The organism is Microbacterium sp. EG9, from assembly GCF_059759475.1.
Genome location: NZ_CM186217.1, coordinates 1,051,994 through 1,066,781, shown reverse-complemented (window position 1 = coordinate 1,066,781; position 14,788 = coordinate 1,051,994). Strand labels below are relative to the sequence as shown.

14 protein-coding genes are annotated in these 14,788 nt (G+C 70.7%); 1 reads left to right on the top strand and 13 read right to left on the bottom strand.

Annotation, left to right across the window (positions count from 1 at the left end; all coding sequences use genetic code 11):
• Positions 1-3: 3 nt before the first annotated feature.
• The 7 genes from AC6CQV_RS04935 to murC all read right to left on the bottom strand — a co-directional run bounded on the left by AC6CQV_RS04935 (position 4) and on the right by murC (position 5,947).
• Entirely contained in the window at positions 4-600 is a 597-nt protein-coding gene (locus AC6CQV_RS04935; protein ID WP_060958744.1) for a DivIVA domain-containing protein, read from the bottom strand.
• Positions 601-706: 106 nt separating this feature from the next.
• Complete coding sequence (locus AC6CQV_RS04930; RefSeq protein WP_060958745.1) at positions 707-1,009, bottom strand: YggT family protein; 303 nt, start codon at positions 1,007-1,009, stop codon at positions 707-709.
• Positions 1,010-1,011: 2 nt separating this feature from the next.
• Positions 1,012-1,479, bottom strand: a complete 468-nt coding sequence (locus AC6CQV_RS04925; RefSeq protein ID WP_060958746.1) for a cell division protein SepF — start codon at positions 1,477-1,479, stop codon at positions 1,012-1,014.
• A 32-nt stretch (positions 1,480-1,511) separates the two neighbouring features.
• A complete protein-coding gene (locus AC6CQV_RS04920) occupies positions 1,512-2,204 on the bottom strand; it encodes a YggS family pyridoxal phosphate-dependent enzyme (protein WP_498260441.1) in 693 nt (230 codons plus the stop codon).
• The gene (gene ftsZ / locus AC6CQV_RS04915) at positions 2,201-3,352 is read right to left on the bottom strand and encodes a cell division protein FtsZ (RefSeq protein ID WP_060958862.1); all 1,152 of its coding nucleotides are present in this window, start codon (positions 3,350-3,352) and stop codon (positions 2,201-2,203) included. The genes AC6CQV_RS04920 and ftsZ overlap by 4 nt, the downstream gene beginning before the upstream one ends.
• 165 nt (positions 3,353-3,517) lie before the next feature.
• Positions 3,518-4,537: an FtsQ-type POTRA domain-containing protein gene (locus AC6CQV_RS04910; RefSeq protein ID WP_498260440.1), complete on the bottom strand. Its 1,020-nt coding sequence runs from the start codon at positions 4,535-4,537 to the stop codon at positions 3,518-3,520.
• 3 nt (positions 4,538-4,540) lie between these two features.
• Complete coding sequence (murC, locus tag AC6CQV_RS04905; RefSeq protein WP_498260439.1) at positions 4,541-5,947, bottom strand: UDP-N-acetylmuramate--L-alanine ligase; 1,407 nt, start codon at positions 5,945-5,947, stop codon at positions 4,541-4,543.
• 104 nt (positions 5,948-6,051) lie between these two features.
• On the opposite strand from murC, the gene AC6CQV_RS04900 reads away from it, so the two are divergent.
• Positions 6,052-6,423 carry a GntR family transcriptional regulator gene (locus tag AC6CQV_RS04900; protein ID WP_498260438.1) on the top strand — a complete coding sequence of 124 codons (372 nt, stop codon included), beginning with the start codon at positions 6,052-6,054 and terminating at the stop codon, positions 6,421-6,423.
• 71 nt (positions 6,424-6,494) lie between these two features.
• Here AC6CQV_RS04900 and AC6CQV_RS04895 read toward each other — a convergent pair whose 3' ends face one another.
• Genes AC6CQV_RS04895 through AC6CQV_RS04870 form a run of 6 tightly spaced genes read right to left on the bottom strand, consistent with a single transcriptional unit; the run spans position 6,495 to position 14,786 of the window.
• Positions 6,495-7,589, bottom strand: coding sequence for a UDP-N-acetylglucosamine--N-acetylmuramyl-(pentapeptide) pyrophosphoryl-undecaprenol N-acetylglucosamine transferase (locus AC6CQV_RS04895; RefSeq protein ID WP_498260437.1), 1,095 nt, complete (start codon positions 7,587-7,589; stop codon positions 6,495-6,497).
• 27 nt (positions 7,590-7,616) lie between these two features.
• The gene (gene ftsW, locus AC6CQV_RS04890; RefSeq protein ID WP_498260436.1) at positions 7,617-8,867 is read right to left on the bottom strand and encodes a putative lipid II flippase FtsW; all 1,251 of its coding nucleotides are present in this window, start codon (positions 8,865-8,867) and stop codon (positions 7,617-7,619) included.
• Entirely contained in the window at positions 8,830-10,434 is a 1,605-nt protein-coding gene (murD, locus tag AC6CQV_RS04885; RefSeq protein ID WP_498260435.1) for a UDP-N-acetylmuramoyl-L-alanine--D-glutamate ligase, read from the bottom strand. The genes ftsW and murD overlap by 38 nt, the downstream gene beginning before the upstream one ends.
• Entirely contained in the window at positions 10,416-11,525 is a 1,110-nt protein-coding gene (gene mraY / locus AC6CQV_RS04880; protein WP_191008701.1) for a phospho-N-acetylmuramoyl-pentapeptide-transferase, read from the bottom strand. Before mraY ends, murD begins: the two co-directional genes overlap by 19 nt.
• Positions 11,522-12,934 (bottom strand): UDP-N-acetylmuramoyl-tripeptide--D-alanyl-D-alanine ligase, encoded by a 1,413-nt coding sequence (locus tag AC6CQV_RS04875; RefSeq protein WP_498260434.1) that lies wholly within the window; start codon positions 12,932-12,934, stop codon positions 11,522-11,524. The genes mraY and AC6CQV_RS04875 overlap by 4 nt, the downstream gene beginning before the upstream one ends.
• Before the next feature lie 40 nt (positions 12,935-12,974).
• Entirely contained in the window at positions 12,975-14,786 is a 1,812-nt protein-coding gene (locus AC6CQV_RS04870; protein ID WP_205283086.1) for a peptidoglycan D,D-transpeptidase FtsI family protein, read from the bottom strand.
• Positions 14,787-14,788: the final 2 nt, after the last annotated feature.

Below are 14,788 nucleotides of genomic sequence, written 5' to 3'. Positions count from 1 at the left end.
GGCTCAGGAAGCCGAGACCGGTGAGGCGCCCGAGGTGGTGCCGGCGACGTCGAGGTCGCGCAGCTTGTCCTCGATGAAGCCGCGCAGCTGCGAGCGGTAGTCGCGCTCGAACTGGCGCAGCTCGCTGATGCGGCTCTCCAGCGTGACGCGCTCCGCCTCGAGGCGGGCCATCTCGTCGCGGCCCTTGGCCTCGGCCTCGGCCAGGATGGACGCGGCCTTGGACTGGGCCTCGGAGATGAGCTTGTCGCGCTGGGCCTGGCCTTCGGCGACGTGCTCGTCGTGCAGGCGCTGAGCGAGCTCGATGATGCCGGCGGATGCCGCGACGCCACCGGCGGCGGGAGCCTCCGCAGCGGGCACGGCCTCCACGACGGCGGGAGCCGGCTCCTCGACGACCGCAGCCTCGACGACCTCGGCGGGAGCGGCTTCACCGGACTCGTACGCGGCGAGCTTGGTCTTCAGCTCTTCGTTCTCGGCGATGGTCTTGCGCCACTCGACGACGATCTCGTCGAGGAAGTCATCCACCTCGTCGGGGTCGAAGCCCTCCTTGAACCGCACGTGCTGGAACTGCTTGGTGACGACGTCTTCCGGGGTCAAAGCCATGGTGTTTCCTCTTTCGGGGCTCACGACGCGGGCCGATTCGGTCGGCCCGCCATCGGCGAACCGTACTGATCAAGCATAGTCGGCGCTCGTGGGGCGTGCGACGGGGCTACAGGCGCTCGATCACCCGGACGATCGTGAGCAGCACGAAGCAGCTGAGCATCGTCACCGGGAATCCGAGGTCGAGAGCGATGGGTCCGAGCCGCAGCGGAGGGATCAGCCGACGGAAGAACCGCAGCGGCGGATCGGTCAGCGTGAAGACGGCCTCGGCGAGAACGAGCCCGAAGCCCCGCGGCCGCCACTGACGGTTGAACATCGGGATGTACTCGAGAACCAGCCTCGCCAACAGCACGAGGATGTAGATGAGGAGAAGGACGTCGACGACGAAGGCCGCCAGGCGCACGATCTCCACGACTACTGCGAGAAGGGTGCGGACTCGGGGTCGGCGTTCGCCACCGACCCGTCACCGGAGATCGCGACGTTCTCGGGCGACAGCAGGAAGACCTTGCTGGTCACGCGCTCGATACGCCCGTACAGGCCGAGGGAGAGTCCGCTCGCGAAGTCGATCAGTCGACGCGCGTCGGCGTCGCTCATCTGCGACAGGTTGATGATCACCGGGATGCCGTCGCGGAAGTTCTCCGCGATGATCTGCGCGTCGCGGTACTGCTTGGGGTGCACCGTGAGGATCTCGCTGACGGTGCCGGCGGTCGGCTGGCGGACGACGGCGGGACGGTGCAGGGGCGTCACGGGAGCCGCCTTCTCGATCGGGCGGTCGCTCGTGCGCTCACGGCGCGCAGGCGTCTCGGCGGCGGGCTCTTCGTAGACCTCTTCCTCGTCGGCGAGGCCCAGGTACACCATGGTCTTCTTGAGCGGGTTCGACATCGCATTCCTCCGTTTGCTCGTCTGGTCTGAGGCTAGCCGCGGTCCGGTCGCGGTCCCGTGATTGCCGTGCCGATCCGCAGGTGTGTCGCGCCGGCGGCGATCGCATCGGCGAAGTCGCCCGACATCCCGGCGGACATCCACGACGCGTCCGGGACGACGCGCCGTACGGTCTCGCCCGCCGCCGCGAGACGCGCGAACGCCGCGCCCGGCGCCTCGTCGAGGGGTGCGACGCCCATGACGCCGCGCACGCGCAGCGACGGACAGCGATCGGCGGTGTGTGCGGCGAGGGCCTCGACCTCCGACGGCGACACGCCTCCGCGGCCGGGGTCGGCGGTGAGGTTGACCTGGAGGAACACGTCGAGCGGCGCCCCCTCGGGATCGGCGGCGTGCAGCGCGTCGGCGACGCGGTCGCGGTCGACGGAGTGGACGCAGTCGGAGGCCACGCGCACCGCGCGGGCCTTCTTGGTCTGCAGCTGCCCGATGAAATGCCAGCGCAGCCCGTCCAGCGCGGAGCCCTCGAGTTCTGCGCGCTTCGCGGTGAGCTCCTGCTGGCGGTTCTCCCCCACGTCGCGCACGCCGAGCACGGCGAGATCGGTCACGAGGCGCGCCGGGTGGAACTTCGTGACGACGATCCGCGTGATCTCGCCGGGGTCGCGCCCGACCGCCCTGGCCGCGTCCGCGAGGCGGGCGTCCAGGGCGGTCAGGCGTTCGGCGAGAGAGGTCACTTCAGGAAGTCGGGGATGTCCAGGTCGTCGTCGCCGTAGACCGAGTCGTACGACTCGGCGACCGGTGCCGACACCGTGACCGGCTGCTTCTCCTCGACGGCGGCGATCTCGCGCGCGGCATCCTCCGCGGGCACGGACGGCAGCACGGGCGCCGCGGCCGCCGGGCGCGCCGCCGTGATCGGCTCGATGCGCGTCTGCGGTTCGCCCCCGTCGAAACCGGCGGCGATGACCGTGACACGGACCTCGTCGCCGAGCGTGTCGTCGATGACCGTGCCGAAGATGATGTTCGCCTCGGGGTGGGCGGCTTCCTTGACCAGCTGGGCCGCGTCGTTGATCTCGAAGATGCCGAGGTTCGATCCACCCTGGATCGAGAGCAGCACACCGTGCGCACCCTCGATCGACGCCTCCAGCAGAGGCGATTCGACGGCCAGCTCGGCGGCCTTGATCGCACGGTCGGCTCCGCGCGCGGAGCCGATGCCCATGAGAGCGGAGCCGGCGCCCTGCATGACGCTCTTCACGTCGGCGAAGTCGAGGTTGATCAGACCCGGCGTGGTGATGAGGTCGGTGATGCCCTGCACACCGGCGAGGAGCACCTGGTCGGCGGTGGCGAACGCCTCGATCATCGAGATGCCGCGGTCGCTGATCTCCAGCAGACGGTCGTTCGGCACGACGATGAGGGTGTCGACCTCTTCCTTGAGCTTCGCGACGCCGGCCTCGGCCTGGCTCTGGCGGCGCCGACCCTCGAAGCTGAACGGCTTGGTGACGACACCGATCGTCAGCGCGCCGATCGACTTGGCGATGCGGGCGACCACGGGGGCACCGCCGGTTCCCGTCCCACCGCCCTCGCCGGCCGTCACGAAGACCATGTCGGCTCCCGCGAGAGCCTCCTCGATCTCCTCGGCGTGATCCTCTGCGGCGCGGCGGCCGACCTCGGGGTCGGCCCCGGCGCCGAGCCCGCGCGTGAGCTCGCGGCCCACGTCGAGCTTGACGTCGGCGTCGCTCATCAGCAGCGCCTGGGCGTCGGTGTTCACCGCGATGAACTCGACACCCCGCAGCCCGAGCTCGATCATCCGATTGACGGCGTTCACGCCGCCGCCGCCCACACCCACGACCTTGATCACCGCGAGGTAGTTCTGGTTCTGGCTCATGCCGGCCTCCATTGTGTCCCGAACCCTGACTGCTAAACCTTGAACCTCTAGTTGAGGTTTAAAGAATTGCTCAGTATGCAATTCCTTGATTGAAGGTATGCGGCAGCGAGGCCTGCGCCCGCCAGGCACGGGGCGTGTCGCGCAGAAACGCGTCGTGACCGCGTGTCAGCGCACGACGACGGCCGTGGCCGACGAGACGTCGTAGCTCGACACCTCGGACGGCGGCCGGGCGGCCATGATCGCCGCGAGGCTCTTGGCCTTCAGCACGGAATCGTCGGCGTTGCCCCAGACGACGGTCGTGCCGGTGCCGCCCAGGGTGAGCGTGACGTCGTTCGCCGAGGTCGCGCTCATCGCGGTGACCTGGTCGCGGATGTCGGTGGGCAGCGTACGGAAGACGGTCCCCACGGCGGTGAAGGCGGGCGAGGAGAGCCCTCCCTCCACCGAGAGCACGGGATGACCGGCGGCAGGTTGCGGGGTCGTGGAGAGCGCCACCCCGGCGGCGTCGACGAGGGTGTAGCCGGCCGACGACGGGATCGAGCCGATCGGCGTGCGCTCGACAATGCGGACGACGAGCTCGTGCGGCGGCCGGGCCTCGAGCGTGTAGGACTCGACGAGGGGGAAGGTCACGAGCGCCGCTTTGACGGCCGAGGAGTCGACGAGGGGAAGAGGCGTGCCGATCTGGCCGGCCAGCGCCTGCTCGACGGCTCCGGCGTCGAGGGTCGAGGCACCCACGACGCTCACCTTCTCGACCGCGAAGAGCGGGCTGTACGCGGCGCCCAGCGTGCCGAGCACCAGCAGGAGGACGGCGGCGCCGACCCCGAGCCAGATCATCCGACGGCGGCGCTGACGCGCCGTGAAGCGCCGCACCTCCGCTCGCAGGGCGCGCCGCCGGGCGCGTGCCGCCGACCACACGTCGCGGACGCCGATCGCATCGGCATCCTCGGCGGCCTCGGGTGTCGCCTCGGTCACCGTCGACATCGGCGCACGCTCGGACGATCCCACCCACAGCGGGGTCAGCGGGGCCGTCGCATCGGCGTCGTCCAGGGGGTCGGCACCGGCACCGGCGTCCTCGCCCCGACGCGGCGGATCGACACGGCGCACGGTCGACGCGTCGACCTCATCCGCGGTCGCCTTCGCGGCGGCCGGGTCCTGCTCCGGCGCCGGCAGCGGCGTCGGCCGACGCATCGGCTATGCCTCGGCCTTCGTCGCGGACAGCGCCCCGAGCACCTGAGGGATGATCTGGTACACGTTGCCGCAGCCGAGGGTGATGACGTAGTCGCCGGCGCGCGCCACCGTCGCGGTGTAGTCGGCCGCCGCCTGCCAGTCGGGGACGAAGTGCACCTTCGCGGGGTCGCGGAACGCGCCGCTGACGAGCTCGCCGGTCACGCCGGGCACGGGGTCCTCACGGGCACCGTACACATCGAGCATGACCGTGTGATCGGCGTACTGCTCGAGGACCTCGGCGAACTCGCGATACATCTCCTGCGTGCGCGAATACGTGTGCGGCTGCTGGATCGCGATGATGCGCCCCTCGCCGACGACGGTGCGCGCGGCCGCGAGCGCCGCGGCGACCTCGGTCGGATGGTGGGCGTAGTCGTCGTAGACGCTCACCCCGCGCTCCACGCCGTGCAGCTCGAACCTCCGGACGGTGCCGCCGAATCCCTCCACCGCGCGCAGCGCCGGCTCGAGGGCGTATCCGAGCGTGAGGAGCACGGCGACCGCGCCCGCCGCGTTGATGGCGTTGTGGGCGCCCGGCACCGCCAGCCGGCCCGGAACGCTGACGCCGTCGTGCGTGAGGGTGAACGAGACCGGGCCGTCGGTCACGATGTCGCTGACGCGCACGTGGGCCGCGGCATCCTCGCCGAACGTCACCACCGTGGGGTGATCGAGCGCTGCCGTCACGCGGCGGGCGCCGGCGTCGTCGGCGGAGATGACGACCGCCTCGCGGGCCGCGTCGCCGAAGCGCACGAAGCCGTCGTAGAACGCGTCGCGCGACTCCCAGTGGTCGAGGTGATCGGGGTCGACGTTGGTGATGAGGGCGACGGAGGTGTCGTAGAGGAGGAACGTGCCGTCCGACTCGTCGGCCTCGATGACGAACAGCTCGTCGGATCCCGTCGCACTGGACACGCCGAGGTCGGCGATCACTCCCCCGTTGACGAACGTCGGCGCCGTGCCGAGCGCACGCAGCGCGGTGACGATCATGCCCGTGGACGTCGTCTTCCCGTGCGCGCCCGCGACGCTCACGAGGCGGCGGCCGCCGATGAGCCAGTGCAGGGCCTGCGAGCGGTGGATGACGTGGAGGCCGCGCTCCTTCGCGAGCACGAACTCCGGGTTCTCGGGCCAGATCGCCCCGGTGTGGATGACGGTGTCGGCGTCGTCGGGCAGGTGCGCCGCGTCGTGGCCGACGTGAACGTCGGCACCGCGCGACGCGAGGGCGCGCAGGGCGGCGCCGTCGGCGCGGTCCGAGCCTGACACGCGGATGCCGCGGTCGAGGAACATGCCGGCGAGCCCGGACATGCCCGATCCGCCGATGCCGATGAAGTGCGCGGCGGAGATGTCCTCGGGAATGGGCAGGCTGAGATCGGGTCGAATCATGGCTCGACAAGTCTAGGTCGGCTCTCCCTGGGGGGATGCTGCGGCGCGCTGCGCGGCGGTCCGGGGTCTTGACTTCTTGATACATTGCATGATACAAAAGCGGGATGCAGATGGTCATCGACCCGGCATCCCCCGTCCCGCCCTTCGAGCAGCTGCGCCGCCGGCTCATCGACGCGATCGACACCGGCGAGCTCGCTCCCGGGGCCCGACTGCCCACGGTCCGACGACTGGCGGAGGACCTCGGCCTGGCGCCCGGCACCGTGGCACGCGCCTACCGTGAGCTGGAGGCCGCCGATGTCATCGAGACCCGGGGGCGCAACGGCACGTTCGTCGCCCCGCAGGGCGATGCGGCGCTGAAGGAGGCGCAACGAGCGGCATCCGCGTTCGCCGCGCAGATCCGCGCGCTCCGCCTCGATCCCGAGCAGGCCCTCGCCCTCGCCCGCGCCGCCCTCCGCGACGCGCCGGCGACCTCCTGACACGCGTTCGTCTGTCCCGTCCTGCCGCATCGCCGACGCGATACCGGCACGAGGGGACGGATGAGCGGGGGTCAGCGCAGCGCGCCGTCGAGCATGGCCATGACGTTGGCCGTGCCCGCCCGCGCCGCCGCGGAGCGGGAGGCGGCCGCCGCGCGCATCGCGCCGAGCGCGGCCCCGTCGCCCAGAAGGGGCACGATCTCGGTGCGCACCCGGTCGGCGGTGAACTCGGCATCCGGGATGATCCGTGCGGCGCCCGCCGCCACCGCGTCGGCGGCGTTGAGCGCCTGCTCGCCGTTGCCGACCGCGTAGGGCACGTACACGGCCGGAACACCGAGCGCCGACAGCTCGCTGACCGTCGCGGCACCGGCGCGCGACACGACGAGATCGGCCAGCGCGAGCGCCAGATCCATCCGGTCCAGGTACGGGACGATGCGGTAGTCGGGATGCCGCGGGTCGACGATCTCGTCGCGCTCCCCCGCCGCGTGTAGCAGCTGCCAGCCCGCGTCGACGATCGAGGACCACGCCTGGGCGAAGGCCTGGTTGAGTCGGCGGGCGCCGAGCGAGCCGCCGAAGACGAGGAGCACGGGCCGCGCCGGGTCGAGCCCGAAGGCCGCGGCGGCCTCCGCCCGTGCCGCAGCGCGATCGAGCTCGACGATCTCGCGCCGCAACGGCATCCCCACCGTCTGCGCGCCGCGCAGCGGCGTCCCGGGGAAGACGGCGCCCACCGCGGCGGCGCGCCGGGCGCCGAGGATGTTGGCGAGGCCGGGGCGGGCGTTCGCCTCGTGGACCACGTACGGGATGCCCTCCCGCCGCGCCGCCACGTACGCCGGCGCCGACGCGTACCCGCCGAAGCCCGCGACGACATCGACCCGACGCGTCCGCAGGTGCGCGCGCACCTGGCGGACGGCGCGCGTCCACGCGGCGGGGAAGCGCACGGCGGCGAGGTCGGGACGGCGCGGGAAGGGCACCTTGTCGACGAACAGCAGCTCGTAGCCGCGCTGGGGCACGAGGCGGGCCTCCAGCCCCTCCCTCGTGCCGAGGACGAGGACACGGGCCGCGGGGTCGCGCTCGCGCAGGCCGTCGGCGACGGCCAGGAGCGGGTTGACGTGGCCGGCGGTGCCCCCGCCGGCGAGCAGGTACGTCGTCGATTCCGGGGCGGTCGTCACCCGATCGAGCCTACCGTCGAGCCCCTGTCAGCGGCGGCCGGGGCGGCGCTCGCCGGGCAGCGCGACCGAGGCCACCGGCGTGACCGGGAGCGTCCGGGCGAACGAGAGCAGCACGCCGCATCCGATCAGGACGGACAGCAGCGACGTTCCCCCCTGCGACATGAACGGAAGCGGTACGCCGAGCACGGGCGCCAGCCGCAGCACCACCGCGATGTTCAGCAGCGCCTGGCCGACGATCCAGACCGTGATGCCGCCGGCGACGATGCGGATGAACGGATCGTGGGTCTTGCGGATGATGTGGAACGCGCCGACGGCGAAGAGGGTGAACAGGGCGAGCACGACGAGGCATCCGATGAGCCCCAGCTCTTCGCCGAGGATCGCGAAGATGTAGTCGTTGGACTGGGCCGGCAGCCACCCGTACTTCTCGCGGGAGTTGCCGAGTCCGAGCCCGAAGATCCCCCCGTTGGCGAGGCCCCATACGCCGTGCAGCGGCTGGTAGCACGTGGTGTCGTAGCAGGAGAGCGTGTCGACGTCGAGGAAGCTCATGATCCGCGCCATGCGGTTCGGGCTGGTCACGGCGAACACGCCGGCCGCCCCGACGACGAGGATCAGCGGGATCAGGAAGATCCGGAGCTTGACGCCGGAGAAGAACAGACACGCGAGCAGGATCACCATGAGGATCATCGCCGTGCCGAGGTCGTGGCCGGCCATGACCGTCCCGATCACGAGGGCGCCGACCGGCACCACCGGGATGAAGACGTGCCGCCACAGGCCCAGGAGCGTCTGCTTGCGATAGAGGACGTACCCCAGCCACAGCGCGAGGGTCACCTTGAGGAACTCGGACGGCTGCGCCTGGAAGCCCGCGATCTGGATCCAGTTCTGGTTTCCGTCGTTGGCCACGCCGAGTCCCGGAACGAACACGAGCAGCTGGAACAGCGTCGCGAGGATGAGCCCCGGCCAGGCGACCCGTTTCCAGAAGGTCACCGGCAGCCGGCTCGCGACGAACATCAGCGGGATGCCGATGACGGCGAACACCGCCTGCTTCATCACGACCTCGAACGGGCTCTGGCCGCCGGCCAAGGCGGTCGCCATCGTCGCGGAGAGGACCATCGTCAGGCCGAATCCGGTCAGTAGCAGCGCCGTCGAGGCGATCAGCAGGAACTCGCTGGGGACGGGCGCGAAGACCCTCCCCAACGAGACGCGCGCGGCGAACCCGGTGGACGCCGCGTCGTCGGCGCCGTCAGCGGCCGGACGGGTCGGCGGGGTCGTCGTGGTCATCGGCTCCCCCTGCGTCTGTCGTGCCGGTCTCGGTCGGTGTCTGCGTCGCCGCGTCGGGTGGCGTCCAGGCCTGTACGGCGCGGGCGAACCGGTGTCCACGGTCGGCGTACGAGTCGAATTGGTCGAAGGATGCCGCGGCGGGGGCGAGGAGGACCACGTCTCCGTCACGGGCGATCTCCGCCGCCGCTGCGACGACGTCCGCCATGACGTCTTCAGTCTGTGCGTGGTCCACTTCGAAGACGGGAATGGTCGGCGCGTGTCGCGCGAACGCCTCGGTGATCGGCGACCGCTCGACCCCGATCACGATGACCGCCTTGACGCCCGGGCCGCGCGCCGCGATCAGCTCGCCGATGTCGACGCCCTTCAGGTCGCCGCCGACGATCCACACGGCGCCGGGGAACGCCGCGAGCGACGACGCGGCGGCGTGGGGGTTGGTCGCCTTCGAGTCGTCGATCCAGGTGATGCCGCCGATCGTCGCGACCACTTCGATGCGGTGCGCGTCCAGGCGGAAGGCGCGCAGTGCGGAGGCGATGTCCGCGGGGGCGACGTCGAGCGACCGTGCCAGCGCCGCCGCGGCCAGGATGTTGGCGACGACGTGCGGCGCCGCCAGCCCGTGCGCGGCGAGTTCGCCGACCGTGGTCAGCTCCAGCGCGCTCGTGCGACGGTCGTCGAGGAACGCGCGATCGACCAGGATGCCGTCGACGATGCCCAGATCGCTCGGGCCGGGCACACCGAGGTCGAAACCGATGGCGCGGCATCCGTCGACGACGTCGGCCTCCTCCACCATGACGCGCGTCGCGACGTCGGACTTGTTGTAGACGCAGGCCACGCGCGTGTGCTGGTAGACGACCGCCTTCGCGTCGCGGTACGCGGCGAACGACCCGTGCCACTGCAGGTGGTCGTCGGCGAGGTTGAGGCACACGCTCGCGTGCGGGGAGACGGGCTGCGTGCCCTCCTGCAGCGAGAGGTACCAGAGCTGGTGGCTCGACAGCTCGACGACCAGCGCGTCGAACCCGCCGGGATCGCGCACCGCATCGAGGATCGGGACGCCGATGTTGCCGCACGGGGCGGCGCGCAGCCCTCCCGCGACGAGCATCGATGCCGTGAGCTGCGTGGTCGTCGTCTTGCCGTTGGTCCCCGTGATGAGCAGCCACTCGGCGGGGGTGCCGTCGGGCCGCACGACCTTGTCGCGCACGCGCCAGGCCAGCTCGATGTCGCCCCACAGCGCGATGCCGTTCGCGCGGGTCCACGCGACGATCGGGTGGTGGGGCGCGAAGCCGGGCGAGGCGATGACGACCTCGGGTGCGAACTCGACGAGGGCATCCGGCACGGAGCCCAGGGATCCGAGGTGCAGGCGTGCGCCGATGACGGGCAGCAGCCGTGCGTACTCCTCCGCGGCGGTCTCGCTCAGCACGAGCACGTCGGCGCCGAGCTCGGCGAGCGTGTCGGCGACGGAGAAGCCGGTCACCGACAGGCCGAGCACGGCGACGCGCAGCCCGCGCCAGTCCGCGTGCCAGCTGCGCAGCGCATCCAAGTCGCGCACCCCGCTCACAGCGCCGAGAGCCATTCGACGTAGAAGAGCGCGACGCCGGTGACGGCGAGCATGCCGGCGATGATCCACATCCGCACGACGATCGTGATCTCGGGCCAGCCGCGCATCTCGAGGTGGTGGTGGAACGGACTCATCAGGAAGAGGCGTTTGCCGCCCGTGGCCTTGAAGTACATGCGCTGCAGGATGACCGAGCCCGGGCCGATGATGAAGACGCCGGCGATGATGACCGACAGCAGCTCGGTGCGCGAGAGGATCGCCATCGCGGCGATCACGCCGCCGATCGCCATCGAGCCCACGTCACCCATGAAGATCTTGGCCTTCGGTGCGTTCCACCACAGGAAGCCCACGAGAGCGCCCACGAAGGATGCCGCGATGATCGTGAGATCCATCGGGTCGGGCGTCGGGTAGCAGCCGTTGACATACGCCGTGACGAGCGCCCCGCTCGCGCACCGCTGCTGGAACTGCCAGAACGTGACGAGGCTGAGGGCGGACACCGTGAAGATGCCCGATCCGGTCGCGAGGCCGTCGAGACCGTCGGTCAGGTTGGTCGAGTTCGACCAGGCCACCGAGATGAAGGTGATCCACACGAGGTACGCGATCCATCCGACGACGGCGCCGAGCGCGAGGAAGGACAGCATCGGGATGTCGCGGAAGAAGGAGATGTAGGGCGACGCGGGCGTCTCCCCGCGGGCGTCGGGGAAGTTCAGCGCCATGATGCCGAACGGCACCGCGACCAGCACCTGGCCGACGATCTTGCGCCACCCGGACAGACCGAGGCTGCGCTGCTGACGGACCTTCATGAAATCGTCGATGAAGCCGACCACGCCGAAGCCGACCATCATCCAGATGACCAGCAGACCGGAGATCGACGGCGGCGCTCCGCCGGTCAGCGTGCCGACGAAGTAGCCCACGATCGAGCCGACGATGAACACGATCCCGCCCATCGTGGGCGTGCCGCGCTTGGTCTGATGGCTCGGGTTGTTCACGTTCTCCGGCGTGCGGATGACCTGACCCCAGCCGAGCTTCTCGAACAGCCGGATGAACAGCGGTGTGAGAAAGAGCGTGAACGCCAGGGAGATCGTCGCAGCCGCCAGCAGGGATCTCACGAGAACGATTCTCCCAGACGATCGCCGAGGTGCCGGAGCCCGGCGGAGTTCGACGACTTCACCAGCACGCGATCGCCGTCGCGCAGCTCGTGGAGGAGGTAGTCGAACGCCTCGTCGGCGGTCTCGAAGAAGACGGCCTCCCCGTCCCACGACCCCTCGCCGACGGCGGCGAGGAAGAGGCGGCGCGCGTCGCGCCCCACCACGACGATGCGCTCGATGCGCAGCCGCACGGCGAGCAGACCGACGCGGTCGTGCTCCTCGCCCGCGAACTCGCCGAGCTCGCTCATGGCACCGAGGACGGCGACCTTCCGCTCGCCCGGGCCCGCGATCTGCGCGAGCGTGCGCAGCGCGGCCGCCATCGAGTCGGGGCTCGCGTTGTAGGCGTCGTTGATGATGCGCACGCGGTCGGAGCCGAGCGGCTGCATCCGCCAGCGCTCCGCGATCTCGAGCGTCTCCAACCGAGCGATGGCGGACGGCAGCGGCACGCCGAGCTCGCGGGCGGCCGTCAGCGCGGCCAGCGCGTTCATGACGTGGTGCTCGCCGAGAACGCGGAGCCGGAGCGGGAAGCGCTCGTCCCCGGCCACGATCGTGCACGTCGTGCCGGCGGCCGTCACCTCGACGTCCTCGGCCCGGATCTCCGCGGCGGCGCCGCGACCGAACCAGCGGACCTCGACGTCGCGCGACGCGGCGACGGCCGCCATCGTGACGACGCGAGCGTCGTCCGCGTTGAGCACCGCGACGCCGCCGGGGCGGACCGCCTCGACCAGCTCGGTCTTCGCCTTCAGCGTCTCCTCGACGCCGCCGAAGCCGCCCGCGTGGGCCAGGCCCACCATCAGCACGACGCCCACGTCCGGGGAGACCAGACCGGCCAGACGCGCGATCTCGCCAGGTCCGGAGGCGCCGAACTCGCTGACGAGGAAGCGGGTCTGCGCGCGGACGCGCAGCATCGTCAGCGGCGCGCCGACCTCGTTGTTGAACGAGCCGCGCGGCGCGACGGTGTCGCCCTCGTCCTGCAGGATGCGCGCCAGCATGTTCTTGGTGGTGGTCTTGCCGTTCGAGCCGGTGATGCCGACGATCCGCAGCTTCCCGCCCGCGCGGACGGAGGCCACGACCACCCTCGCGAGGTCGGAGAGGGCCGCGACGGCATCCGGGACGACGATCTGGCTGACGGGCGCGTCGACGCGTCGCTCCACGATCGCCAGCACCGCACCGGCCTCGACGGCGGCCTCGACGAAGTGGTGGCCGTCGGTGACCTCGCCGGGTTTCGCGACGAAGATGTCACCCGCCCCGATCATGCGGGAGTCGGTGTCGACGTCGCCGTCGACGAACGTCTCGGGAGTGTCGTGGTGTGCCGGGTGCAGAGTTCCCGTCACGGCGGCGGCCACCTCGGCCAGCGTCATCCGGATCATAGGGTTGGTTCCTCACGCGCGGTGGCGCGTCGCGGTCTCGTCATTGTGTCACGGGCAGCAGAGGGGTGTCCGAGCCCGAGGGCATGACGCGGTAGTGCGTGAGCACCTGCGTCATGGCCTTCTTGAAGACGGAGCGGTTGGCCGAGGACATGGTGTTGGTCTTCGGCTCGTTGAACAGGGTCAAGACAACGTACTGCGGATCGTCCGCCGGGGCGTAACCGGCCAGGGACGTCATGTAGAGGTTGTCCTTGTACCCGCCGTTGCCGTCGGGCACCTGCGCGGTACCGGTCTTCACCGCGAGCCGGTAGCCGGGGATGCGGATGTCGTCGGCGAGCGTCCCCTGTGCGTAGACGTTCTCGAGCATCTGCGACACCTCGGCGGCGGTCTCCGGCTTGATGACCTGGACGGGGTCGGGCAGATCCGGTGTCACGACCGTGCCGTCGGGCTTGGTGCACGACTCCACGAGCTGGGCCGGCATCCGCACGCCGCCGTTCGCGATCGTCTGGAAGAGGCTCGTGACCTGGGTCGGGGTGACCGTGAAGGCCTGACCGAACGTCGTCGTGTAGTAGGTCTGGTTGTCCCACGTCGACGGGTCGCGGATCTCGCCGCTCGGCTCCGCCGACCAGTCGAGCGCGGTGCCGCCGCCGACCCCGAACTTCTTCAGGTAGTCGTAGCGGACCTCGGGGCTCACGAGCGAGCCGAACTGCGACATCGCCACGTTGGACGACTCCACCAGCCCGCCGGTCAGCGTGAGGTTCTGCGTCGGGTGGCTCTCCGAGTCGTTGATCACGGCACCGTTGGGGAACTGGATCCGATCGGGCGTCTCGACGGTGGATGTCGGACTCAGGCCGGCCTGCTCGATCGCGGTCGCCGCTGTGACGGGCTTGAACGTCGATCCGGGCTCGTACGACACGCGCAGCAGGCGCGACCCGCGGTTGTCGGGATCGGAGGCGCCGGGGTCGTTGGGGTCCACGGTGTTGGTCTCCGCGAGCGCGCGGATCTTGCCGGTCTTGGCCTCCATGACGATGATGCCGCCCCAGTCGGCCTGGTAGCGCGCCGTCTCCTCGGAGATCAGCTGCTGCATGAACCACTGCAGGTCGCTGTCGATCGTCAGCTTCAACGTGCCGCCGTTGACCGCGGGGTCCTCGACCTCGGTGCCGGGGATGATGACCCCGTCGGCCCCGCGCTGATACGTGAGGGTGCCGTTGGTGGCCTGCAGACACGAGTCCTGCAACGACTCGAGCCCTTCCAGGGGGGTGCCGTCCGAGCCGACGAACCCGATGAGGTTTCCAGCGACGGCGCCGTCGGGGTAGGTGCGGGCGGGGTGGAGCGGGAAGGTCAGGAACGGCAGCTTCAGCTCGGCGAGCGCCCGGTACTCCTCGGTGGAGACGTACCGCTTCACGTAGGCGAACCGGGAGCCCGCGTCGGCGGCGAGGGCGTCCGCGACGATCTTCTCCACGTCGGCGGCGGACTGGCCCGTGATCGCCGCGATCTTGGGCGCCACCTCGCTCCACGGGGTCATGACGTTCTTGCCGTCGTCATCCTTGATCGTCCTGCCGTCCGCGTCGACCGTGGCGACGCCCTGCGCGGCGAGGAGCGGATCGATCTGCACGTCGTACAGCGTCGTGCTGCTGGCGAGGACGACGCCGTTGTCGTCGACGATCTCGCCGCGCGCGCCGTAGAGGGTGCTCTTGGCGCCGGTCGCGTAGGCCTGCGAGTCGTCGATGTGCTCGCGCGCGTTGACGACCTGGATGTCGACGAGGCGCACGACGAAGGCGCAGAGCACCGCCAGGACGACGGCGAGGGCGACGACGGTGCGCCGACGAGGACTGCGGGTGGCTCGTGTCGTCATGA